17 protein-coding genes are annotated in these 23,805 nt (G+C 63.1%); 3 read left to right on the top strand and 14 right to left on the bottom strand.

The features are described from left to right. Positions 1–2: 2 nt before the first annotated feature. From BLS51_RS09540 to BLS51_RS09475, 14 genes are all read right to left on the bottom strand, one after another. The gene (locus BLS51_RS09540; RefSeq protein WP_090181173.1) at positions 3–1,325 is read right to left on the bottom strand and encodes an NAD(P)/FAD-dependent oxidoreductase; all 1,323 of its coding nucleotides are present in this window, start codon (positions 1,323–1,325) and stop codon (positions 3–5) included. Positions 1,326–1,332: 7 nt separating this feature from the next. Beyond that, positions 1,333–1,722: a GtrA family protein gene (locus BLS51_RS09535; RefSeq protein WP_090181179.1), complete on the bottom strand. Its 390-nt coding sequence runs from the start codon at positions 1,720–1,722 to the stop codon at positions 1,333–1,335. Beyond that, positions 1,722–2,693, bottom strand: a complete 972-nt coding sequence (locus BLS51_RS09530; RefSeq protein ID WP_090181183.1) for a glycosyltransferase family 2 protein — start codon at positions 2,691–2,693, stop codon at positions 1,722–1,724. The genes BLS51_RS09535 and BLS51_RS09530 overlap by 1 nt, the downstream gene beginning before the upstream one ends. After that, positions 2,683–3,300: an NAD-dependent epimerase/dehydratase family protein gene (locus BLS51_RS09525; RefSeq protein ID WP_175472541.1), complete on the bottom strand. Its 618-nt coding sequence runs from the start codon at positions 3,298–3,300 to the stop codon at positions 2,683–2,685. The genes BLS51_RS09530 and BLS51_RS09525 overlap by 11 nt, the downstream gene beginning before the upstream one ends. A gap of 79 nt (positions 3,301–3,379) precedes the next feature. Continuing rightward, entirely contained in the window at positions 3,380–5,473 is a 2,094-nt protein-coding gene (locus BLS51_RS09520; protein ID WP_090181193.1) for a DUF7024 domain-containing protein, read from the bottom strand. Further along, entirely contained in the window at positions 5,470–5,859 is a 390-nt protein-coding gene (locus BLS51_RS09515) for a GtrA family protein (RefSeq protein ID WP_229207482.1), read from the bottom strand. Before BLS51_RS09515 ends, BLS51_RS09520 begins: the two co-directional genes overlap by 4 nt. Then, entirely contained in the window at positions 5,852–6,838 is a 987-nt protein-coding gene (locus BLS51_RS09510; RefSeq protein ID WP_090181197.1) for a glycosyltransferase family 2 protein, read from the bottom strand. The genes BLS51_RS09515 and BLS51_RS09510 overlap by 8 nt, the downstream gene beginning before the upstream one ends. Next, positions 6,835–9,957 carry a glycosyltransferase gene (locus BLS51_RS09505; protein WP_229207483.1) on the bottom strand — a complete coding sequence of 1,041 codons (3,123 nt, stop codon included), beginning with the start codon at positions 9,955–9,957 and terminating at the stop codon, positions 6,835–6,837. The genes BLS51_RS09510 and BLS51_RS09505 overlap by 4 nt, the downstream gene beginning before the upstream one ends. Before the next feature lie 9 nt (positions 9,958–9,966). Further along, the gene (locus BLS51_RS09500; RefSeq protein ID WP_090181202.1) at positions 9,967–11,262 is read right to left on the bottom strand and encodes an FkbM family methyltransferase; all 1,296 of its coding nucleotides are present in this window, start codon (positions 11,260–11,262) and stop codon (positions 9,967–9,969) included. Further along, positions 11,259–12,482 (bottom strand): ABC transporter ATP-binding protein, encoded by a 1,224-nt coding sequence (locus BLS51_RS09495; RefSeq protein WP_090181207.1) that lies wholly within the window; start codon positions 12,480–12,482, stop codon positions 11,259–11,261. Before BLS51_RS09495 ends, BLS51_RS09500 begins: the two co-directional genes overlap by 4 nt. After that, complete coding sequence (locus BLS51_RS09490; protein ID WP_090181210.1) at positions 12,482–13,276, bottom strand: ABC transporter permease; 795 nt, start codon at positions 13,274–13,276, stop codon at positions 12,482–12,484. Before BLS51_RS09490 ends, BLS51_RS09495 begins: the two co-directional genes overlap by 1 nt. Positions 13,277–13,408: 132 nt before the next feature. Further along, the gene (locus BLS51_RS09485) at positions 13,409–14,155 is read right to left on the bottom strand and encodes a Crp/Fnr family transcriptional regulator (RefSeq protein WP_229207484.1); all 747 of its coding nucleotides are present in this window, start codon (positions 14,153–14,155) and stop codon (positions 13,409–13,411) included. Next, entirely contained in the window at positions 14,155–15,384 is a 1,230-nt protein-coding gene (locus tag BLS51_RS09480; protein WP_229207485.1) for a tetratricopeptide repeat protein, read from the bottom strand. The genes BLS51_RS09485 and BLS51_RS09480 overlap by 1 nt, the downstream gene beginning before the upstream one ends. Then, positions 15,381–17,258 (bottom strand): CHASE2 domain-containing protein, encoded by a 1,878-nt coding sequence (locus BLS51_RS09475; protein WP_090181213.1) that lies wholly within the window; start codon positions 17,256–17,258, stop codon positions 15,381–15,383. Before BLS51_RS09475 ends, BLS51_RS09480 begins: the two co-directional genes overlap by 4 nt. 205 nt (positions 17,259–17,463) lie before the next feature. Here BLS51_RS09475 and BLS51_RS09470 point away from each other — a divergent pair, with 205 nt between their 5' ends. From BLS51_RS09470 to BLS51_RS09460, 3 genes are all read left to right on the top strand, one after another. Next, positions 17,464–18,789 carry a FecR family protein gene (locus BLS51_RS09470; RefSeq protein WP_090181215.1) on the top strand — a complete coding sequence of 442 codons (1,326 nt, stop codon included), beginning with the start codon at positions 17,464–17,466 and terminating at the stop codon, positions 18,787–18,789. A 417-nt stretch (positions 18,790–19,206) separates the two neighbouring features. Beyond that, positions 19,207–22,110 (top strand): DUF4214 domain-containing protein, encoded by a 2,904-nt coding sequence (locus BLS51_RS09465; protein WP_090181220.1) that lies wholly within the window; start codon positions 19,207–19,209, stop codon positions 22,108–22,110. A gap of 121 nt (positions 22,111–22,231) precedes the next feature. After that, positions 22,232–23,770 (top strand): class I SAM-dependent methyltransferase, encoded by a 1,539-nt coding sequence (locus tag BLS51_RS09460; protein WP_090181223.1) that lies wholly within the window; start codon positions 22,232–22,234, stop codon positions 23,768–23,770. The last annotated feature ends 35 nt before the right edge of the window (positions 23,771–23,805 follow it).

Below are 23,805 nucleotides of genomic sequence, written 5' to 3'. Positions count from 1 at the left end.
GTTCAGGCTCCCAGCCGCTGGATCAGCTCGGCCGCGACGGACTTGCCTTCGCGGATGGCGTAGTTGGTGCCGCGGTCTTCCGGATAAATCTGCGCCATGGTGCTGATGGTGGCGTTGCTGAACGGCGTGCTGCGGCCGGGCACATAGTCGGAGTAGCCGCGCTCGGTGATCGGTTGTGCATAGTCGGCGCGCCAGACCCGGTATTCGGCAATCCACTCGCGCTTGAACTCGGGGAACATGCGCTGCACATGGGTCAGCGCGAACGCCAGGTAGTCAGCGTCGCTGTAGTGCCACAGCGGATCGGCTTTCGGCAGGTAGCGTGACAGGAACACGATGTGCTTGCCGTCATAGTTGGCCGGGCTGTCAAAGTTGGTGTGCTCGATCACGCCGACAAACGGGAAGCCCGGGTCGTTGACGTTGATCCAGTACGTATCGGACAGGCTGCGGTCCAGCTCCAGCACCAGGCACAGATTGGCCAGATAGCCGACCCGGCGCAGCGAGGCCAGCCAGGCGTCGTCGGCCTGGCCCTGCAAGATGTCGGCAACGATCGGGAATGCCGGCGTCAGCAGGTATTCGCGCGCGCTGACGCTGGCAGCCGGGGTGTGCATGGCGGTAATGCGGCCATCTGCTGCCGTAACGCCGGTCACCGGCGTGCTGTAGCGGACCTCGCCGCCGAGGCGAGTGATCTCATCTGCCATCGCCTGTGCCAGGCGACCGAAGCCGCCCTTGAAGTAGGCCAGTTGCTCGCCGCCCTTGGCGTCGCGGGTGCTGCCGCGCAGCACCAGCTTCTTCCACATCCAGACCGCATTGACCGCGTCGGCCACCACCGAGAACTTGTTCTCGATCAAGGGTTGCCAGACTACCCGATAAGCATTTTTGCCGCACAGCGGCTCCAGCCATTCACGAATGGTCAGGTGTTCGATCGACTTCCAGTCCTTGACCTTGCGCACCTTGAACACCATCAGGCCGAGGCGGATGCGGTCGATGAATGGCAGCGGGGTGAAGCGCAGCAGGTCCAGCGGGGTCGACAAACGCCAGTGGCGGCCATTGAAATACATGCCGGTTTTGGACGGCATGATCACCACGTCGCCCTCCATGCCCAGTTCGCGCACCAGTTGTGGCACATAGACATCGTTGTCAAACCAGTGGTGGTAGAACTTCTCGATGGTCACGCCATCCTTGAAGTCAAAGGTGCCGGCCAGGCCGCCGGGTACGCTGTCGGCTTCCAGCACCAGCACCCGTTTGCCGGCGCGCGCCAGTTGCAGGGCGGAGGTCAGGCCGGTAAAGCCGGCGCCAACGATTACAGCATCAAAATTGTTCGTCATATCAGTCTCAGTCGGAGCGCGCGGCACGGTGCGCGGCGTTAAAGGTAAGTCGGCGGTTCAGGCTGAATTGCAGCACCACTACCAGCGGCAGCGTCAGCAACTTGGCAATGCGGGGATCGACATCCAGCAGTTGCACCAGCACCCATAGCAGCGCAGCCGAGGCGCAGAAACCCACGGCTGCCACGCCGAGGAACATGAGCAGGCGCTGTGCCACGCGATCGCGCATCTTGAAGGTCAGCACGCGGTTCAGCGCAAAACTCAGCAGTGTGCCGGCCAGGTAGCCCAGCAGGTTGGCGCCCTGGTACCACAGGCCGGCCGTCACGCTCAGGTAAAACACCAGGTAGTCGGTACTGACGCCGAGCCCGCCGCACAGGCAGTACAGAAGAAATTGCTGCATCAGACAGGGTCCTCCGCTTGCTTGGCCAGGCCGACCGTTTCGCCGATCACGTACTGCGGCCGCGAGTTCAGCGTCAGCAGCACGCGTCCCAGGTATTCTCCCAGCATGCCCAGCGCCACCAGCTGCACGCCGCCGATCATCAGGATGGTGACGATCAGCGACGACCAGCCGGTCGGCATGGCATCCAGCGTGAATTTCTGGATCACCAGCAGCACCGCCATCAGGAAGCCGGCACCTGCCATCGCCAGTCCGGCAAACGAGGTCAGCCGTAATGGCACGATCGAGAAGTTGGTGGCCATTTTCAGCCACAGCGAAATCGACTTGCGCAGGCTGTAACCGCTATCGCCGGCAAAGCGGTCGTGGTGTTCCACTTCGACAGTGCCGATATTGCGCGTCATCGACAGGATCAGGCCGTCAACATACACATACGGCCCGGTGTAGCGCAGAATGTCACGCACGATGGCAGCGCGCATGGCGCGGAACGGCGACAGGTAAAGGTTGGCGGGCTTGTTCATCAGGTAGCCAGCCACCTTGTCATTCAGGCGGCTGCCCCAGATCTTCCAGCTGGCGTGCTGGCGGTTTTTGAAGCGCGCGTAGACCACGTCACGTCCCTTTGCCAGCTCGGCCAGCAGCGTCGGGATATCGGACGGCGAATGCTGCAGGTCGTCGTCCATGGTCATGATGATCTGGCCGCGCGCCTCGGCAAACCCGGCCATCTGCGCATTGTGCTGACCGGCATTCATCCGCAGCAGGATGCCGCGCACCCACGGATGTTGCGCCGACAGTTGCTGGATCACCTGCCAGCTGCGGTCCGGCGACTGGTCGCAGACGAAAATGACTTCGTAGTTCTGGCGCGTTTCCGGCATCTCTTGCATGACGTCATTCAGGCGCGACACCAGCTCTGGCAGCACTTTTTCGCTGCCATATACCGGGATCACGAACGACAGGTATGGGGCGGTCTCAGTCGGCATAGTATTTCCGTATCAGTTGGTTGATATAGTTGTCATCGATGATGATACCGGCCTCGGCGGCGGCAGACATGGCCAGCGCAACGTCGATCTGGTAGCTGCCGCCCGATTCGATCAGGTCGAAGTAGGCGCGACGGTCCATGACTGCCTCGAAGATGCGCACCAGATCAAGAATCGCCACCGAGTAAGGGCAGGCGATATTGGTGACGCGGTTGTTGGCGTCGCCACGTTGCAGCAGCCGCGCGCCGATCGCCGCCACGTCGTCGACGTCGATCAGGTTGCGGCGCGCCTTGGTCCAGACGTGGAAGACGTCGCCGCTGGAAATGGTCTGGTACAGGTAGTTGGTCAGCGTGTGCGGGTTGTCGATCCGGCCGACGACCTGCGGCAGCCGGAAAATCGCATAGCGGCTGGCGCGCTCGGCGATCAGTTGCTCTTGCGCCTGCTTGTGCAGCACATAGGGGGCGTTGGCCTGATCCGGATCGGCAATCGAGCAACTGCTGAAGTACACCAGCTGCTTGCCCTGGGCCAGCGCTTTTTCCAGCATGCGACGTTCGCGCGCGAATTCTTCCGGATCGGTCTCGCGCGAGTTCGATACGCCCGAGGCGAACACAAGCACGTCCTGGTTGTCTGCTAAGTAAGGAGCATAAGCCCGGGCCAGTAAGCCGTTACCGATAATCATATAGTCTTCTTCAGTTGGGTGCAGCGGTATGTGCCGGCGCAGCAATTTCGCCGACTTCAAGGTAAATCAGGGCCATGCCCAGTTCGCGGGTATCGCCGCCCTGGCCCAGTTGCGAAGGCGACACCGGCTGCGGTATTTCAATCACCAGGGTGTGCTGCAAGCCATCGCTGGTGAGCCGGAAAGTATGCTCGCTCAACTGGCCGGCCAGCCTGAAGCTGCGCTGTTGCGGGCCGACCTGCAGCGTGAATTCCTGGCCGGCGTTGGGGCCAAAGGCACTGGCGTTGAGAAACACGGTCATATTGCGCGGCAGCGCCCTGGTGAAATGCAGCACCACGCGCTTGCCATTGGACCAGCTGCCCCACGGTTCGCGCTCGAACAGTCCTTCGAATCCGCTCAATGTGTCATCGCGCGCTGGCAGCGCAAACACCACCTGCTGCACCACGCGGGATGCCGGCAGATAGGTCAGCGTATAGTCGGCGGTTTGCACCTGCGGGGCCAGTTCGGGCGGCAACTGGTGCTGGCCGATCACCATCAGGTGTTCGATGCCGCGTGGCAGCAGACTGGCTTGCAGTGGTGTACCAGGCGGCAGCGGCATGATCTGGGTGTCGGCGCGGTCGATATGGAACAGGGCGCGTGGCAAACCAGCGCCCTCGTCGCCGACCAGCATCAGGCGGTCGCGCTGCGACGGCGTCAGTTGCTGCTGCGCTGCCACGCCGGCGCGGTCATAGCTGTCGGCCTTGCGGGCTTGCGCCAGGCGCAGCGCACTGGCCTGCATGGCGCACAGGACAAAGGCCGGCAGCACCAGCCACAGGTAGCCGGCGCGGCCGAGCTGCGGACGATAGCACCAGGCGCCGATGACAGCCAGTTGCAGCAACACCAGCTGGTGCAGCGTGCTGCGGGTGGCGCCAGCGCTGGCCAGTTCCGGGCTGTCGACATACGACAGCTGGAAGGTTGGCAATAATTTGAAGGTGGCGGCAAGCAGCAATCCGCCGCCCAGCAGCGCCAGCAGCCAGCGCCAGCGGCGCTGTAGTTGCGTGCCCAGCAGCGGCGAGGCGGCAGCGATCGCCAGCAGCGGGAAGGTGAAATCGTAATAGCGCAGATGCAGGCGCACGCCTTCCAGTGGACCGGCGTCGGCAATCGAGGCGGTGTAGACCACGGTCATGCCCAGCGTGGCGCCCAGCGTCAGGACGGTGTAGACCAGCGCGGCGCGGCCGTGCGCAGCGCTGGCAGTACGGGCCAGCGGGCTGATGGCGGCGACAGCAAACGCCAGCAAGGGCAAAGCAAACAGCACCATCAGCGCCATTGCGTGGCCGTACAGATTCCACAGCGCCGGCGTGAGCAGGCGTTCCAGCATGCTACCGCTCTTGTTACTGGCATGACTGCCGTAGAACGCACCCCACAGATCGAGACCGGCCTGGCCGGCCAGCAGCCAGCCCAGTGCATACTTGGTGGCCAGCATGGCGGCGCTCAGCACCAGCGCGCAGCGTAGTCCGGTTAACAGGCTGCCGTCGCGCCAGCCGCGCCACAGCGCATAGACGAACAGCGCCGGCAGCAGGAACAGTGCATGCACCTTCACCAGGCTCATCATCCCTAGCAGCACGCCGGTAACCAGGCCGCCTACCATGCCGGTGCCGCCAATGCGCATCAGCACGGCCCAGCTCAGCACCCAGAAGCACAGGAAGTACATGGCCTCCGGCATGAAATACGCCGTGTAGGAATTCACCGCGCCGAGGATGCTGGCCACCGCCACCGCCATGCCGGCAGGGCGCCCGGTGATCGGCCGCGCCACCAGGTAAATGAAGGGCGCGGCCAGCACGAACAGCGCGGCATTGCCGAGGCGGGCGCAGCCAAGGAAGCCGGCGCCGCAGGCTGAGGTGGCGCTGAACAGGCCCAGGTAGAGGTAGGATGGCAGCGTGCTCTCGGCCAGCGGGCGCAGGCGGGCGAACTGGCTGTACAACCATTCGTCGGCAAACACCATCGGCAGTGCACCGCGGTTGCGCAGCACCAGGTAGACGAAAACCGCCAGCAGCACGGCGCCAAATATCAGCAAGGATTGCCGTTCGGCGCGCCGTTCGGTGTGAACAGTGGTGGCAGGTGCGTTCATGCGCTGGCGTCCTTGGCAAAGACCCAATGCTTGCCCAGCAAATAGCCATTCGCAGCCACCAGTGGCAGCGCCACCAGCTTGCCGGCCAGGGCGCTGCCGCCCAGGCCCAAAGCCAGCGCCACAATCGCCATGGTCAGCAAATAATTGGCGCCGACCAGCAAGATGTAGCGCACGAAGGCCGTGCGGCTGGCGTGGCGGAAGGTCAGCCGGGCGTGAAAGCTGTAGTTAAACAGGAAGCCGGCGATGAAGCCCAGGCTGACTGCCAGCAGTTGCGCCATGCCGCCGATGATCAGCAACTGCATCAGGCCGACGTCCAGTGCGGCGCTCAGCACGCCACCGATCAGGTAGAGCACAAACTGGCGCGGTGGTCGCAGCAGATCAATCACGGCGATACCCCGTCAGGCGATGGATGGCGCGGCGTGGCACGGCAGCGATGTCGTACGCAAGGAAGGCCAGCACCAGCTGCGCGCCCATCAGTACCGGCAGGGCCGACAACATGACGGTGCCGGGCGCGGTGGCAATCCCGGCCTTGGCCGAAGCGATCCAGTGGCTGATGCCATAGACGGTGCCCCAGCCTAGCAGGCCCAGCCCCAGCGGCAGCTCCAGCGACGCCAGCGACATGTCGCGCAGATAGTAGTTATAGAACAGCCGTTTGATGAAATTGCGGCTGTGTTTGGCGAGGAACTCGGTGACGATCCTGGAGATCTTCAGATTGCTGACTTCATCGCCGTACTGCGCGTCCATCGGCACGTCCTGCACCACCGCGCGCAAGGTATTCAGGCGAAACAGGATATCGGTTTCAAAAAAATAGCGCTGGCTGATCTTGCTGAACGGCAGATGGCGGGCGACATCAGCGTGGATGGCCGTGTAGCCGTTGGTGGGATCGAACAAGTCCCAGTAGCCGGACGACAGCTTGGTCATCAGCGATAGCACGGCGTTCCCAAACAGGCGCATCTTGGGCATCTGGTGGATTTGTTCCAGGTCGAAGAAACGGTTGCCCTTGGTGTAGTCGGCTTCGCCGTTGAGGATCGGGGCAACAAAGCGCGGGACCAGGCGCGGGTCCATCTGGCCGTCGCCGTCGACCTTGACGATGACTTGCATGCCGTCGTCAATCGCCGCCCGGTAACCGCTCATGACAGCGCCGCCGACGCCCTGATTCTGTGCGTGGCACAGCACCGTCACGCGCGGGTCGCGGCATTGCTCGCGCACCAGCGCACCGGAACCATCCGGGCAAAGGTCGTCCACCACGTAGATGCGGCTCACCTCCGGGCCGATGGCGGCCAGCACGCCAAGAATGTGGGCGGTGACACGGTAGCTGGGAATCACCACGGCGATACCGCCGTGGACTGAAGTAAGCTGGCTCATACGGTTCCTGTGGTGGCGGGTGCCAAGTGGCGATACCAGCGCTGTTGCGTCACCGCCTGCAGCAGTTGCTGCGTGCTGTCTTTCCAGGTCAACCACGGCATGCCGGCCGACTGCGGCGCCTCGCCAGCGGCGTGCAACGCCAGCCAGTCCTTGAGGGTGGCAGCCAGTGCGGCAGCGTCAGCGGCGTCGAAGTAATACGCGTGCTGGCCGCCGACTTCCCGGAAGACCGGCAGATCGCGGGCGATGATCGGCAGGCCGTGCTGTGCTGCCTCGATCAGCGGCAGGCCGAAGCCTTCCCCGATCGAGGCAGCCAGCAGCGCCGAGCAGGACTGGTATAACTTCAGCAGCATCTCATCGGAGACGCCCGCCAGCCAGAACAGGCGTTGCTGGCTTTCCGGATGCTGGCGCAACTGCTCAGCCAGCGCGTCCATCATCCAGCCTTGCTTGCCGACGATCACCAGGTTGGCGTCGACGCCTTGTTGCCACAACAGGTTGAAGGCTTCGACTGCCTGCGCCTGGCCCTTGCGCGGCTCGATAGTGCCGACCATCAGCAGACTCGGGCGGGCAGCAATATGGGCCAGTACCTGCGCGGCGTTGTCCGGCAGGCCGAAACTCGGCGCACTGGCGTCGATATCGGCACCCAAGTGGAAATAAGCCAGTTGCAAGGGATCGCGGCGGCTGCGGTTGGGGCGTGTCGCCAGCCAGTCGTGCAGCTCATCGGCCACGGCGCGCGAGATGCACAGCAGGCCGTCGGAGACGGCGCCGATGGTGTCGAGGTAGTCGGCAAAATAGCCTTGTGCACCGAGCGGGAAGACGTCCGGACGCAACACCGGCAGCAGGTCGTAGACCACGAAATACATCTGCACACCGCGGCGGCGCATGTCGAGCAGACGCGCGTGGTTTTGCGCGGTGCCATTGGTAAACAGGTCGAGGCCGAGGAACATGTCGCCAGTCCGCACTTCCAGCGGCGCGTCTTCCAGCGCCATCGGCGGGCAGCCCAGCAGGTCGAGCGTGTAGCGGCGGGCGTAGCGGTACGGACGGTTGCCGCCGTCGCTATAGACCGGCTCGATGCGGTAGCCTGGCGGCGGCGTCTCGATCAGGCCCAGCAGGATGCTGCGCACCACCCGCTGGATGCCGGTCTTCAGGTCGGCCTGTACCAGCGCGGAAATATCGACGAACATCTGGCGCGGCGCGCTGGGCAGACGGTTGGCGGCGATCGCTTCGGCCGCATCCATCAATTCCGTTTCGCCCGGGGGCGGCAGACGGCGCAATGCCTCGACCAGCGTGGCGTAGTGGTTCAGCGGGCTTGCGGCAGTCAGTTGCTCGATGGCGTCGCGGAACCGTGGGCCGACTTGCTGCGGCGCATGGTGCGCCTGCAGATAAGCGCGCGCGCGCGCCGCCAGTGCCTGGCGGCCGGCGGCGTCGCCGTGCAGTCGGGTCAGGGCGGCGCCCAGTGCGGCACTGCTGCATTCATCGTCCAGCTTGACCAGCACACTGTCTGGCAGGTCGGCGCTGGAGCCGTGGGCGTTGACCACCGTCGGCAGGCCATACAGCAGACAATCCAGTACCGAGGCTGAGGTTTCGCCGCGGGTCTTGCTGCGCAGCTGTACGGCGGCGTCCGCTGCCGCCAGGTAGGTGGCGTATTGCTCGGTGCTGACGAAGCCGGTAATGTGCACGCGGCCGGCCACCGCACTGGCGGCAATGCTGCGACCGATCTCGCGCCCATACAGGCCCGGATCGGCAGCCCCGACAAAGACCAGCTGGCAGCGCGGATCGGCCGCCAGCGGCGACGCCAGGAAGGCTTCCAGCAATACATCGTTGAGCTTGGTCACGCCCATCATGCCAAAGCTGCAGATCATGAAGCTGTCGTCGGCCAGGGCCAGGTCCGCGCGCGCCTGCTGGCGCGCCTGCGCGGGCTGATGGCCGGCCGGCAAGCCCCGGATCAGCGGTACGCTGCGCCACAAGACGTCGGTGTCGCTGCCGTACCACTGCTGTGCCAGTCGGCGCGAGAACTCGGAGTGGACGATGACGCCGGTGGCGTGATCCAGCACGCCCTTGTTGCAAGGGAATTGCCAGATCGATGGATTGCGCCCCTGGCGCTGATGTGTTTGCAGACCGGTGTAGCCGTGCGACTCGTACAGGGCGTTGAGGAAGGCCTGCGGCAAATAGCCGTCACGCTCCATATTATCCAGCACGCCGCTGAGGAAAAAGTCGTGCAGCACCACCACGCCGGGATAGCGGCGCAGCAGCTCGAACATGTGCTGATGCACGCCGTTGTTGCCAAAGTGGTAGAGCACGCGTTGGTACTGCTGTGCGTGGGCCTCGAACCAGGCGACGTCGCGCAGCGTATAGCAGGCTTGCAGGTGGGGCGCGCAGGCATCGGGCTGTTCGACGATCAGTTCGATGTCATAGAATTGTTCCAGCTGCGCCACCAGTTCCACGCTGTAGTCGGCAATGCCGGATTGTTGCGGCGGCAGCGGCGACAGATAGGCCAGGCGCGGCTTGCCCGGCGGCGCGGTCACGCTGGCGGCCGGCACTGCGGCAAAGGCTTGCAACAGCGCTTCGGCAGTGGCCGCCTGCACCACCTTGACGCCAGGCGCCGCAGCGCGCAGGGCCTCGGCGGTGGCAGCGTCGGCAGCGGTCAGCAGCTGCGCCTGGCGCAGCGCCTGTTGCTGGCGGTAGAAGGCTGCGGTGGCTGGCGCGTCGCTGGCTGGCGGCGCCGCCAGCGCAGCCGCCGAGGCCACTGTGTAAACAGCCGGCGCGCTGCAGCCGGTCACCGTTGGCAGCAGGGCGGCGGCACCGCAGTCGAACACCCCGGGGGTCCACACCAGGTCGGCGCGCAGGTCGGCCAGCAGCGTGTCGCGCAGGGCGTCGGCAGCACGCTGGCTCCAGACGCTGTGGCCGGCCGGTGCTTCAAAGATGCACAGCTGTTCGGCTGGCAGCAGCGGCCCGAAGGCCAGCCGCAGGGCGTCGATGCTGGCGCCATAGCGGGCGTGCATCAGCAGGATGATGGTGTGGCTGGTGGCGGCGCGCACCACCGCCTGCGCCAGCGCCACCACGGCGGCGGGATCGGCGGCAGCGCCGTTCTGGCTGGCCTGCAAGTCAATAACGATACGCATAATCGGTGCTCAGGAGTTGGATCGGGAACGCTGCAGGTCGGCCAGCACGCGGCGCGCCGACTGCGACATCATGGCCTGTGCCGGCGGCACACCCGGTGGCACAGGCGCCAGGCTGCTGCTGCCGCGCAGGCGGGAATACCAGCCGACGACGCGCTGGTCCAGCGCTGGAAAGCGGCGCAACACGGCCAGCACCAGACGCCGTACGGCGGGGCGCTTGGCCAGCGACACCAGGCTGGCGCGCAGCACGCGCCGCAGTGGTGGCACGAGCGCTTCCAGCTTGCTGTAGCGGCCAACCAGGCGCAGTGGCTTGGTCAGTTTCCACGACAGGCTGGCGTAGGTTGCGTTCAACTGGTCTTGCAGCTGCAGCGCCCAGGCGGCGGTGTCGCGGCGGCTGATTTCGGCCGCATCGGCGTGGTCCTGCACCAGCTTGCTGGCGCGTTCGGCTTCCTGCAATGCGGCGGCCAGCGCATGGTACTGCTCTTGCGCGGCGGCGGTCTGGGCGCGGGCGTCGGCCAGCAAGGCGCGCGCCTGCGCCAGTTCAGCCTCGGCAGCCTCGGCGCGCTGGCTGGCGTCGGCGGTACTCAGGTCGGCGGCGGTGGCGCGGCGCCAGGCCTTGTCGAGGTGGTGGAAGATGTAGTCGTCGAACACATTGGCCTGCACGCTGAGCGCGGCCAGCAGTTCCGGGTGTTCCTGCGCCACGTAGTAGCGGTTGAGGCCGTCGAAGTAAGCGAATTGATAGCCGTGGGGCGTGACCAGCGGCTCCCAGCTGGCGTGGTTGGTGACGCGGCTGTTGGGCAGGGTCGCTTCAATCACCAGCAGCCAAGGGCGCCAGCGTTGCAGGTCCATGCCGCGCAGCACTTCGCCCTCAAAGCCTTCCACATCGATTTTGAGGAAGTGGATCGGTCCTGGCGCGTGCTCGGCGCAGATGCCTGCCAGCGTGCGCAGCGGCACTTGTACTTCGACCACCTCGATGCCTTCGTCACGGTGGGCGCGGGCAGTGCTGGCATCGGTCGAGGCCCAGCCGTTGACCGAAGGCGTATCGAACAGCGTGATGCGACCTTCTTCGGCGCCGCAGGCGACCGCCAGGTTGATGTCGCGCGGACGGGCTTGCAGGAAAATTTCGTGATACGACGGCATCGGCTCGATATTGATACCGTGCCAGCCGGCGTCGTAGAACGCCTTGGTGACCGAATGCTCTTCCGGATCGTTGGCGCCGACGTCGATGTAAAAGCCGGCCGGGACGTGCTTGAGCGCGCGCCACAGCAGGACGTCTTCAGCGTTTTGGGCGTAGGAGATAAAGCTCATGGATGATGGATTTCTATAACCGGATCGAGGAAGGCCGTGCCCTCGAAATGCGGACGGCGCATGTTCACCACCGTGAACACCAGCGCCAGGTCGCGCCATTCGTAGTTGTTGACCAGATGCGTGTCGGTGCTGACGAGGGCGGTGGCCACCGAATAGGTGCCCGCGCCCAGGTTCATCGGGAAGCTGAAGCGGTACGTGATCCGCTGACCCGGCTGTACATCGTCCAGCGGCAACTGCTTCAGGTCGGTATTGGTGCCGTACATGACCTGGCCCAGGCGGTCCTTGATCATATAGCCCAGCACCAGACGCGGAATGGCGGCGCGCGCAGCCACGGTCACCTGCAGTGTGACGGCGGCGCCGACATCCACGACTTCCACGGCCGCACCGCCATCGTCCAGCAGGGCGATGGCGCTGACGGTGGCTTCGCCGGTGCCCGAGGTCGTCTGCTTCTTGCCATCTTCCAGCTCTGCCACGCGCACGGTGGCATTCTCGCGCTCGGCAATCATGGCGTTGTAGTAATCCATGATTTCTTCCGGCGGACCCTGACGGCTGAGGCGTCCGCCGTCCAGCAGGATGGCGCGGTCGCAGACCGACTGGATCGCCTGTTTGTCGTGCGACACCAGCAGCAGCGTGGTACCGGCCGCACGATACTGGCGAATCCGCTCAAAGCTCTTGTGCTGGAAATAGGTGTCGCCAACCGACAGTGCTTCGTCGACGATCAGGATGTCCGGACGGCGTGCAGTGGCGACACTGAACGCCAGCCGCATCTGCATGCCGCTGGAATACACGCGCACCGGCTGGTCGATGTAATCGCCGATTTCGGCAAAGGCCTCGATCGCCGGCATCAGCTGGTGAATCTCCTCCACGCGCAGACCCAGCAGCTGGCCGGCCATGATCACGTTCTGGCGGCCGCTGAAGTCCGGGTGGAAACCCATGCCCAGTTCCAGCAGGGCGGCGACCCGGCCTTCCATGTAGACGCTGCCGGTGGTCGGCTGGGTAGTGCCGGTGATCAGCTTGAGCAGCGTGCTTTTGCCGGCGCCATTGACACCGATCAGGCCGACTGCCTCGCCTGCTGCCACATGGAATTCGATGTCCTGCAAAATCCACTTCAGCTGGTGTTGCGGACGATGCTGGGGCAACAGCCATTCGGCCAGTCGGGCCCAACGGTTCGGATATTGTTTATAGGCTTTGCCCAGTTTGCTAACGGTAATCGCGCCCATCAGAGTTCATCCACCATTTCGCCAGCACGTTTGCGGAACAGGCGCATGCCCAGTGCGCACAACAGCACTGCCAGCACGGCAGCTGGCAGCAGGGTGTCCCACGCCGGTGCGCTGCCGGTCAGCAGGATGTTGTGGTAGCCCTGGATCACGGCAGCCATCGGATTCCAGGCCAGCCAGGGACGCAACTCGGCCGGCAAGATGCTGGCCGGGTAGACGATGGGCGTGAACCAGAACCAGAACTGGATAAAGATCTGGAAAAACTGGCCGATGTCACGGAAAAAAACATTCAGTACGCCGAGGATCAGACCGAGACCGATGGCCAGCGCCACCTGCAACAGCAGCAAGGGCAGCACCAGCAGGAAGACGGCGCCCGGAAACTGGCCGGTGACCATCAGGAAAACCGTGAACAGGCTGAAAATGATGCCGAAATTGACCAGCGCATTCAGCACCACGATGACCGGCAGGCAGATGCGCGGGAAGCTGATTTTCTTTAACAGATTGGCCTGTTCCAGAAACATGTTCTGGCCGCGGCTGGTGATTTCTGCAAACAGCCCCCAACTCAGCACACCGGCGCACAGGTAGATGCTATAGCCGTAGCGGCTGGCGTCGCCGGGCAGACGGCTCTGCATCACCTGGGAGAAGATCAGCGTGTAGACCAGGATCATGGCCAGCGGATTCAGCACGGTCCACGCCGCACCGAGCATGGTGTTGCGATATTTGGACTGGAATTCCCGTTGTACGCTGCCGAACACGAAGCTGCGGTGGTGCCACAGGGCACGGAGCATGGCGCTCATGCGCCGTTCAGCCGGGCGCGCGGCTGGAGGAAGAGTACAGGAAAAGTCATAGTGATCTGCAAAGGTAAGCGACGGATTATAACGCATGCCCTTGCAAGCTTGATATTTTGTAACAGCTTGTTACGCTGTCTGCTAGCTGACGGTTTGGCCCAATTTCTGCAGTGCCGGCAAGTCGAGAATCAGCAGCCGGTGGGCTTCCTTGCGCACCACGCCTTGCTGGATCAACATCAGCAGCGTGCGCGTGACGGTTTCGCGACTGGTATTGATCATATTGGCCACATCCTGGTGGGTGGGCATGTTATCGACGATATCCTCGCCGTTGATATGGGTGCGCAACAGCAGCAGATAATTGTAAATCCGGCGCGCGGTGTTGTTGATGCTGAGCAGGGCGCGGAACTCGGAGTCGCGCTGGATCTTCTGCGCCAGGTGTTGCAGCATTTTTTGCGCCACGGACGGCGAGTGCGAGAACAGATGCATGGCCAGCGGCGCTGGCAGAAAGGCCACCAGCACGTCGGTGGTTGCCACCACCGAGGCAGAGCGGGTGGAATTGTTAATCAGGGCAATTTCGCCAAAAAAATCGCCCGGCGCCAGCATGCGCAGGCCAATGGCGCGGCCGTCTTCGGTGATGTCGACCACTTGCAACTGGCCGGCCAGCAAGAACAGCAGGCCGTCGCCGCTGCCGCCCTTGTGCAGCACCATATCGCGCTTGTTATGGCCGCGCAGGCGCAACTGCGCCTTGACCATCGTCATTTCGTCGTCGTTCAGGTGCTCCAGCAGATGGATTTTGCGCAGGTGAATGTGCAAATCGGGCGGCCGCTGCGCTGCCGGTAGCTCGGCTGCTGTCGCCAATGTAGCCTGATCAACCATGTTTTCTTTCATTACGGACTCAACCATTGCCAGCTCAACTGCAGTTGGCGGTCATTGTACTGAAAGATCGAAATATTTTCCTGATTTTGCACCCGCCGCACTTCCACCAGCAAATTCTGGTTGGCGGTGAGCGGGTAGGTCAGGCCGGCGCGCCACACTTGCATGGCCTGGCTGCGCACCTGATCGATCAGGCCCGGGGCGTAGGCGCTCTGGCTCTGCCAGGTTTGGCGCGTGTAGCCCAGTTCCCCGGTGGTGGCGGCCGGCAGCAGCCAGCGCCATTGCAGCGCCAGGCTGCTGCCATGGCGGTTGCCGCCCGGCCGGTTCTGGCTGGCGCGGTCGTTCAACAGACCCAGGCTGGCGCTGGCGTAATGGTTGCCGGCGCGGTAGACCAGCTGGCCACGTAATTCTGCGGTATTGCCGCGGAAATTGGCCAGCGTCTGGTAATCGACGTGCGTAATGCCGCTGGTCACCGAAAACTGCAGCGTGTCAGGCAAGGGTACCGGCGGCGTCAGCTGCCCCTGCAACTGCAGCTGCTTCTGATACATGGCGCCGCCCAACGTGGTCACGCCGACGGTAACGGTGGTGCGCAGCTTCCAGTCGCGATACCGCCATGGGGTGTCAACGCCAGCAAACAGCGTCGCGCTGTTGTAGCTGCTCAGGGTATCGTTGCGGCGATCCTGGGCCAGCAGGAAACCCTGGGTGCCGTTCGGCGTCAGGTCGCGGATATAGTCTGCCGAGACCAGGCTGTACTGGTCGTGCTGGGGCAGAAAGTCCGGCAGCAACACCAGGCCGCCGTCGGACGACCCTGGTGGCAGATAGGTGGCGCTATCGGCGCCCTGATTGACGTTCTGGTCGATGCCGCGCGCCAGCGTGATGCTGTACTGTGAGCGTGGCGTCCAGCCCTGGCAGCCGGCTGCGCGCGATTGCGCGATCAGCTCGCGGATCGCCGGCGGTGGCGCAAAACGCTCTTCGGTGGCGCGGAATAGGCGCTCGGCTTCGGCCGCATGGCCCAGTGCGCATTGGATCAGTGCCAGGTCCAGCCAGGCGCCGGCGTGCAGTGGTTCCTGCTCGATCACGCGGCGCAGGGTGTCGCTGGCGTCGTCGCGACGGCCCTCGGCAATCGACCGCAGCGCGTCGCGATAAAGATCCCGGGTGCCGTCGCCGTCATCCTGGGCGTGAGCGGCCAGCGGCGGCAGCAGCATGGCCAGCAGCGCGGCGCTGCGAAGGAGGCGGCGCATCATGCTGACGGCGCCTTGACAGGTAAAACTGCAGTATTCATGCTGGGCGTAATGGTATAAAGAGTCGTCGTTTTTTCCTTGCCGCGCAGCTGACGTTCACCGAGTAGCATAAACTGATGGCGGCGTGCCCGCGCGACCGTGCCGGCGCCCACAATGACATCGTGCGCAAAATCGCGTGCTGCCTGTTCCAGCCGGGATGCGGTGTTGACGCTGTCGCCGACCGCAGTATAAATGCTGCGGAAGCTGGTGCCAAAATCCCCTGCCATGGCAGGGCCGCTTTCAATCCCTATCCTGACCCGTAGTGGCGCATGCCCTGCTGCTTCGCGCTGCTGGCTGAAGCTGCGCACGCGGCGCAAGATGTCCTCGGCGGCATCGAGTGCCAGATCGGCATGCTGGTCTTGCGGCAGCGGCGCGCCCCAGAACGCGACCAGGCCGTCGCCGGTGTACTTGTCCAGCGTCCCCTGGTGGGCGATTACCGGCTCTGTCAGGCAGGCCAGGAAGCTGCGGGTCAGCAATGCGCCCTGTTCCAGTGGCAGCGATTCGACGTGGCTGGTATAGCCCTCCATATCGGCAATCAGGGTGGTGACATCCAGGTGGCGCGGTTGCAGCGGGTCCTTGAGGTCCTGCCGCAGCAACTGCAGCACCACGGATGGCGCCACGTATTGACGCAGCGTGCCCAGCAGGTGATGCGAGCGGCGCTGGGCCTGCTGCCATTGATAGGGTACTGCCACTGCCAGCAGGAAAGCCAGACTGGCCAGCGGCCCGGTCGTGACCAGCATCGGGTCGTGCGGCGTGATCAGATACGCCAGCCCCAGCCACAGCAGCGCCGCCGCCGCCAGCGCGGCCACGCCGGCGCTGGCGGACAGCCGCTGCAAGGCGGCCATCACCAGCAGTGTGCTGAGTCCGGCATACAGTGCCGCCAGCAGCCGGCCGGGCAATGGCGTCGGCTGCTGGCCGGCCTGCACGTCCAGTAGCGCAGACAGCAGTTCCGCCTGCACCCCGAGACCGGGGCGGTTGGGCGCCAGCGGGGTCGCCACGCGGTCGCCGAGGCCCAGCGCGGAGGAGCCAACCAGCACCATGCGCCCGCTTGCACTATGCGCAGCAATGCGTTCGGCCAGGATGTCGGCGGCGGACACCACCGTGTAAGCATTCCAGTCGCGCCGGTAGGGGACACGCAACACCGCGCCCTGGCCCAGGCTGGCTGGCGCCTGGCAGCAGCTTTGCAGCAGCGCCAGCGCCAGCGCGGGATACGCCTGGCCCTGGTAGCTGGTCAGCAAGGGCACCCGGCGCAACACGCCGTCGGCGTCGGGAATAAAGCCGATATTGCCAACATGGGGGGCGGCTTGCCAACCGGGCTGGTTGGCAATGTAGCCGGTGGCGACCAGTGCCGAGGCGCCGGGCGGCAAGGGCTGTGCACCAGCCGGATGGCCTTCGCGCAGCGGATCGGGGCGGGTGCTGCTGTAATCGAAGGCTTGCGCCAGCACCAGCGGCGCGTGCATGGCCAGCAATTCCAGCCGGGTATCGCCTTCAACGTCGGCCGCGCGCGGCAGCACAATGTCCAGCCCGACCGCGCGCGCGCTGTAGCCGGTCAGCAGGGTTTCCGCCAGCTGCGCCAGACGGGCGCGCGGCCACGGCCATGGCCCCAGTTCGGCCATGCTGTCCTGGTCGATGTCCACCACCAGAATGCGCTGCTCGGGCGCAGCGCTGACTTGCAGGCGAAGGAATTGGTCGCGCAGCCAGTTGTCCGCCAAAAAGGAGCTTCCTGATGGCGTCATCCACTGCGCCCATAGCGTCAACAACAGCGCGCCCAGCGCGATACTGCCGCGTATCAGCTGAACTGCCGTCGGACGGCCGGCAAGAAGTCTCGGAAATGTCATTTATGCAATTATGGCGCCGCCAGGAATCATGAAGTATAGCTTGATTGCAACGAATTACGTAGGGCAGCGGGGGCGAAACGCCCGTGCTTTGCTACAAAGTGTAACGCCGGCAAGCCCGGGTTGGGTATTTGGTTAGAATTGTGACCGTCATCACGGCAGCGTGCGCCTTGCGCCGGATAATGACATCTGGAAAAAGGAGTTTCATATGTTGCGTCATTTTGTCTTCACCGCTGCTGCCGCCCTGATGGCCGGCCAGGCTCTTGCCGCCGAGGCTGGCAAGGTCATTTTTGTTGCCGGTGCTGCGCAGGTGGGCGGGAAGGCGGCGCAACTGAACGGCACGGTGCAGGAGGGCGACCTGCTGCACACGGGTGCCGACGGCTATGTCTATGTCAAGACGCTCGATAACGGCCTGTTCATCCTGCGCCCCAATACCGAGGCGCGCATTGTTAGTTACCACATTGACGCTGCCAACCCGAGCAATACTCGCATCAAGCTGGAATTGCTGAACGGCGTGGCGCGCAGCCAGTCGGGCGATGCAGTCAAGCTGGCGCGCCAGAATTTCCGTTTTAATACGCCGGTCGCCGCGATCGGCGTGCGCGGCACCGATTTTACCGTGTTCACCGACAAGGATACCTCGCGGGTAGCGGTGGTCGCAGGGGCGATTACCATCAGTGGCTTTGTCGGCGGCTGCCGTGCTGAAGGCAGTGGTCCCTGCGAAGGGGCAGCCGCGCGTGAGCTATCTGCCGCCCAGAAGGGGCAGCTACTGCAGATCCAGCGCGGCCAGGGGGCTGCGCAGTTGTTGAACAGCCCGTCGCTGCTGCCGGATGTGGTAGCGCCGCCACATGTGGACGAGCCGTCTGGCAAGGGCAGTAGTACCGTGGGCGCCACCGAGCCCAGCCTGGACGCTAAAAAGAACCTGACCCTGCAAGCGCAACTTCCGCTGATTAATTCTTCGGTCCCGCAACCGCCAGTGACGCCGGTATTGCCGGTCACGCCGCCGCCAGTGGTGGAAGTGCAGGCGCCGCAGGTGGTGAGTTGGGGACGCTGGGAAAAGGTCATCGATAAAGCACCGAACAGCACATTGGACAAGGCCGGGGCCACCCGGGTAGCGTCCAACGAGGTGTATGTGCTGTTCCGTAGCGACGCCGGCGCCCCGTATGTGTTGCCGGAACGCGGCAACGCCGGCTTTGCATTGAGCAGCAGCGAGGCTTATGTGCGCGATACCGTGACACTGGCGCGCACCGCAGCCTCACTCAGCAATGGTCAGCTGAATGTGGATTTCGGCAGAGCCAGTTATACCACCAGTTTCGATGTGCTGGACCAGGGTAGCAGTTATAAAATGGCCACCTTCGGGAATGTCGCCAAGGACGGCACGTTCAACTCCAGCAATCAGTTTGCGCTGCCCAGTAATATGCAGATTAATGGCGCGCTGAGTGGCGACGGCACTGCCAGCTATCTGTTCCAGGGACTGTTAACCTCACGCCGGGTCATTTCCGGCGTCACGGTGTGGGCGCCGACCGTCGCCAGATAGCACCCAAGCAACTCAGGCAGGCGCCAGCGGGCCGGCGATTTGTGTATATTTTAAAATGCACAGATTGCCGGCCCTTGTTTTATGCGTATTCAGAAGTTTTATGCTGATTAAATAGGCTGGAAAAGATAATTTGTTTATATTCGCAGCGAATATACACACATTCTCACAGTCTCTAATGTCGCGGGCAATATTGCTTGAATCAGTAAACTTATTGATTTCCAGCTCACCATCTCTGATAATGGCCCGCGTGGTAATTTATGTCGTTAAAACGTCAAAAATAAGAGGATATTCAGGGATTTTTGTGACGCCCGTCACATTGCTCCCCCAAGTCATCTGCCATTATTCGGTACACACTAGCCGCAACAGGCAAATCGTTGCCGATAGTCAACTTTCGAAAACATCTAGGAGCTTTACAACATGGCTACAACCGCACAGATCTCGGCGATTCAACAACTGTACGTCGCATACTTCAACCGTCCTGCTGACGCAGCTGGCCTGGATTTCTGGGCTAAGCAAGTCACCAACGGTGCTTCGCTGGCTGCCATCAGCGCCACCTTCGCTGCTACCCCAGAATACAAAGCCCTGTTCGCTGGTCAAAGCAACGACCAGATCGTCGCTACCATCTACCAGAACCTGTTCAACCGTGCTCCAGATGCTTCCGGCCTGAAATTCTGGTCCGACAAGCTGACCAACAAAGACCTGACCATTGACAACGTGGTAGAAGCTGTTGCTGCTTCGGCACAACAAGACCCAGCCAAGGGTCCAGACACCGTCGCTATCCAGAGCAAAGTTGCTGCTGCTGTCGCCTTCACCGACTTCCTGAACACCGACGTTGAATCGCGTATCGCTTACTCGAGCGGCACCGTGAACTCGGTCGGCGTGAACTACATCCACGGCGTAACCGACGCAGCAACCCTGGCTGCTGCCCAATCGTCGCTGCCAACTTCGATCCAGACCGCACTGGAAACCGGCAACCAGGCCGTAGGCACCACCTACAACCTGACCCTGAACGTCGACACCCTGACCGGCACCTCGTCGAACGACCTGTTCATCGCTTCGGCCGATGCAGCCACCGGCAAGCACACCCTGGGCGCACTGGACTCGATCGACGGCGGCCTGGGTAACGACACCCTGACCGTGACCGACGCTGTTGGCGCCCTGATCGACCTGAGCAAAGCTTCGGTCAAAAACGTTGAAACCCTGAACGTTGTCACCGTTGACGACCTGGCTGCCGCTGCAGTCAGCGTGAAAGGCTTCACCGGCCTGACCCAAGCTAACTTCACCACTGCTTCGACCGCTGCTCAAACCTTCACCGGCGCGACCACCACCGGCCTGAGCGTGACCAACGACAGCGCCTTCGGCGTGACCGTAGTTGGCTTCGGCGGTAAAGTTGCTATCGAAACCGGCGCTGCCGCTGTTAAAGTCGGCGACGCTGCCTCCCTGATCGCAGCCAACGCTAACGCCATCACCGAAGTATCGGTAACGGGCGGCACCACCGTTGACATCACCGACCAGTCGGGCAAATCGGGCGCCATCGGCACCAAGCTGACCGCTGTTACCGTTGACGGCGCAACCGGCGCAGTTACCCTGACCGGCGACGCACTGGCCACCGTGAGCCTGGCTAACCTGGCCGGCGATGATGGTGTGGCTGTTGGCGTAGTCAACACCAAAGCACACGCACTGACCGTGAACCTGGACACCGTTGAAGTGGGCACCACTGCAACCGACGTAACCGTTGTGACCGACACCACCGCCACCTCGGCTGTTGTGAACGCCACCGGCGACGACTCCGCTATCGCTCTGGTTGTTGCTAAAGCCACCAAGATCACCGTTGGCGGCGACGCTGGCGTGACCCTGGAAGCCACCAAGGCTGACTACACCAAGCTGACCTCGGTTTCGTACACCGGTTCGGGCAGCCTGACCGCCAACCTGGCTGGCGCCGCTGAACTGGTATCGATCGATTCGTCGACCGCTACCGGCGCTCTGGACATCACCATCAAGGGCACCAACGCTGCTGCTACCCCAGCCGCACAAAGCGTGACCGGCGGTGCAGGCGACGACAAAGTCACCATCACCGGCACCCTGGGCAAAGGTTCGGTCCTGAACCTGGGCGCTGGTTCGGACACCGTTGCTGTTGACGGCGGCGTGATCCTGGGCGATGCGGTTGTGGACGCTGGCGCTGGCATCGACACCCTGAGCCTGTCGGTTGTTGACGCAACCAACGTGGGCGCGTTCAAAAACTTCGAACTGTTCGACGTTGCTAACGCCACCGGCGTGTTCGACCAAGCAATTCTGGACACCAAAAACGACGTTACCGGCTTCGTCGGCACCGGCGCTCTGGCTGGCGCACTGACCGTGCAAAACCTGGGTGCGGGCGTTGGCTTCACCATTCTGGGCGACATGGGCAATGCTGCCGCACTGACCCTGACCCAAGCTACCGCTGGCGCGCTGACCATCACCTCGAACGTTGACCAAGCTAAAGCTGTTGAAGCGGCACAAGTTTCGGAAGCTGCCATCATCGCTACCAACGCTACCTCGCTGAAACTGGTCTTCGACAACAACAACATCGACAAGCTGGCTGACTACGCTAACACCGCGACCATCGCTGTGACCGCCAACACCGCAACCTCGGTGTCGATCGTTTCGGGTGGTGATGAAGTCAACAACATCGCCAACATCACCGGCAAAATCATCTCGAGCGGCAATGACGCGCTGACCAGCATCACCGTTACCGGCGACCAGCACCTGACCCTGGATTACACCAAAGAAGGCACGCTGAAACTGGCAACCGTGGACGCTTCGGGTCAAACCGATGGCGGCCTGAGCTTCAACCTGGCTGACCTGACCGCTGGCGGCACCATCAAGCTGGGCGCAGGCGACGACGTGCTGGCCACCACCGTGGTGAACACCACCGGCATCACCGCTGCAACCGCGCTGACCGTGCAGACCATCAACGGCCTGGAAAAAGCTGCTGCTGAAGATCAGACCACCGTGAGCGGCTTCGACGTTCTGTCGATCACCGGCGCTGCTCAAGCCGCTGATCACGATGCAGCTTCGGCTGGTGCATACTCCATCAAGGATGGCGTGTACACCCTGGGCAGCGGCGTGACCACCCTGGCTGGCGCAGTTGCTCAGATCGCTGCAAACCTGACCGTCAACGGTTCGACCGTGGTGTTCAACTACACCGGCACCACCTACGTCTACAGCCAAGGTGCTGATGCTGCAGTTGGTACCGACGACGTTCTGGTTAAAGTGACCGGCACCACCGGCATCACCGGCCTGGACGACGACGGCGCAGGCCACATCTACCTGATCGGCTAATATTGCTTCGGAGCCGGGATGTGGCAACATATTCCGGTCCTGACGTAGTAAAGTCAGGCGGCCCCGCTTTCTTCGGAAAGCGGGGCCGTTTTTTTATTTGCGCCTGCCTTTAAGGATGAGTATGAGCAATGACTGGAGTAGTGGTTATGTGGCCGACATCGGCTACACCTATGGTTATTACAATGAACTGAATCCCTTGCGCATGCAGTTGGCGTTCCTGAGTGCCGGCCTGGTGGCGCCGCAAGTGGGCACCGCCTGCGAACTGGGCTTCGGCCAGGGGATGAGTACCAATCTGCACGCCGCAGCCACTGTCACCCGCTGGTACGGCACCGATTTCAATCCCGCCCAGGCCGGCTTCGCCCAGGACCTGGCGAACAGCACCGGCACCCAGGCCAAAATGTACGACGAGGCCTTTGCCGAATTCGCCCAGCGCGGCGACCTGCCGGACTTCGACTACATCGGCCTGCACGGCATCTGGACCTGGATTTCCGACGAAAACCGGGCGATCGTGGTGGACTTCATCCGCCGCAAGCTCAAGGTGGGCGGCGTGCTATATATCAGCTACAACACCCAGCCAGGCTGGGCCCAGTTCGCGCCGGTTCGCCACTTGTTGGCTGAACATGCCGGCGTCCTTGGCGCCGAGGGACAGGGTGCGGTCGCCCGGGTGGAGGGCGCGCTGGCGTTTACCGACAAACTGCTGGCCACGCAGCCCTTGTTTGCGCGTGCCAATCCGCACGTGGCCGATCGCTTCGCCAAACTGAAGGACCAGAACCGCGCGTATCTGGCGCATGAATACTTCAACCGCGACTGGCATCCGATGTATTACGCCAACATGGCCAAATGGCTGGAGCCAGCCAAGCTGACCTTTGCCTGCTCGGCGCACTTGCTGGACCACGTTGAAACGCTGAACCTGACGCCCGAGCAGCAAAGCTTTATGGCCGAGATCCCGGATGCGGGCTTGCGGCAGACGGTCCGAGACTTCATGGTCAATATGCAGTTCCGCCGTGATTACTGGGTCAAGGGCGCGCGCCGGCTGACGCCGCTGGAGCAGCTGGAGGCAATACGCCTGCAGCGGGTGATCCTGGTGGCGCACCGACCATCGATTCCGCTGACCGTCAAGGGCGCGTTGGGCGAAGGAAATATGTCACCGCAGATCTACGGACCGCTGCTCGACCTGTTGTCGGACTACCAGCCGCATACGCTGCATAGCCTGGAGCAGGCGATGGCACGCCATGAGGTGACGTTTGCCGTGGTGTTGCAGGCCGTCGTGGTGCTGTCCGGTGCCCTGCATCTCGAGGTGGCGCAGGACGAGGCGGCGGTGACGCGGAGCAAGCCGCAGACCGACCGTGTCAACGCCTGGTTGCTGAACAAGTCGCGCAGCATGGTGGAGCTGAGCTATCTGGCCAGCCCGGTCACTGGCGGCGGCGTGCGCGTATCGCGTTTCCAGCAGCTGTTTATCCTGGCGCGCCAGCAAGGACTGCAAACGCCCAATGAATGGGCGCAGTTTGCCTGGGATCTGATGCGCTCGCAGGGGCAGCGTGCGGTCAAGGCGGACAAGGTGCTGACCACGCCGGAGGAGAACCTGGCGGAGCTGCAATCCGAGGCGACTTTCTTCGTCGAAAAAGGTCTGCCGATCTTGCAAGGTTTGCAAATCGTGTAAAAAAATGGGGGCTTGCGTAAATTTTCGCTGGCCAA

It is taken from the genome of Duganella sp. OV510, from assembly GCF_900100205.1.
Lineage (GTDB): Bacteria > Pseudomonadota > Gammaproteobacteria > Burkholderiales > Burkholderiaceae_D > Rugamonas.
This window is presented reverse-complemented; position numbering and strand designations above follow the sequence as displayed.

Bases quoted from the DNA above. Each gene is read 5' to 3' on its own strand.
- BLS51_RS09520 (WP_090181193.1), bottom strand. From the start codon at position 5,473: ATGAACGCACCTGCCACCACTGTTCACACCGAACGGCGCGCCGAACGG.
- BLS51_RS09475 (WP_090181213.1), bottom strand. From the start codon at position 17,258: ATGACATTTCCGAGACTTCTTGCCGGCCGTCCGACGGCAGTTCAGCTG.
- BLS51_RS09485 (WP_229207484.1), bottom strand. From the start codon at position 14,155: ATGAAAGAAAACATGGTTGATCAGGCTACATTGGCGACAGCAGCCGAG.
- BLS51_RS09540 (WP_090181173.1), bottom strand. From the start codon at position 1,325: ATGACGAACAATTTTGATGCTGTAATCGTTGGCGCCGGCTTTACCGGC.
- BLS51_RS09460 (WP_090181223.1), top strand. From the start codon at position 22,232: ATGAGCAATGACTGGAGTAGTGGTTATGTGGCCGACATCGGCTACACC.
- BLS51_RS09530 (WP_090181183.1), bottom strand. From the start codon at position 2,693: ATGCCGACTGAGACCGCCCCATACCTGTCGTTCGTGATCCCGGTATAT.
- BLS51_RS09535 (WP_090181179.1), bottom strand. From the start codon at position 1,722: ATGCAGCAATTTCTTCTGTACTGCCTGTGCGGCGGGCTCGGCGTCAGT.
- BLS51_RS09495 (WP_090181207.1), bottom strand. From the start codon at position 12,482: ATGGGCGCGATTACCGTTAGCAAACTGGGCAAAGCCTATAAACAATAT.
- BLS51_RS09505 (WP_229207483.1), bottom strand. From the start codon at position 9,957: ATGCGTATCGTTATTGACTTGCAGGCCAGCCAGAACGGCGCTGCCGCC.
- BLS51_RS09490 (WP_090181210.1), bottom strand. From the start codon at position 13,276: ATGAGCGCCATGCTCCGTGCCCTGTGGCACCACCGCAGCTTCGTGTTC.
- BLS51_RS09480 (WP_229207485.1), bottom strand. From the start codon at position 15,384: ATGATGCGCCGCCTCCTTCGCAGCGCCGCGCTGCTGGCCATGCTGCTG.
- BLS51_RS09470 (WP_090181215.1), top strand. From the start codon at position 17,464: ATGTTGCGTCATTTTGTCTTCACCGCTGCTGCCGCCCTGATGGCCGGC.
- BLS51_RS09465 (WP_090181220.1), top strand. From the start codon at position 19,207: ATGGCTACAACCGCACAGATCTCGGCGATTCAACAACTGTACGTCGCA.
- BLS51_RS09510 (WP_090181197.1), bottom strand. From the start codon at position 6,838: ATGAGCCAGCTTACTTCAGTCCACGGCGGTATCGCCGTGGTGATTCCC.
- BLS51_RS09500 (WP_090181202.1), bottom strand. From the start codon at position 11,262: ATGAGCTTTATCTCCTACGCCCAAAACGCTGAAGACGTCCTGCTGTGG.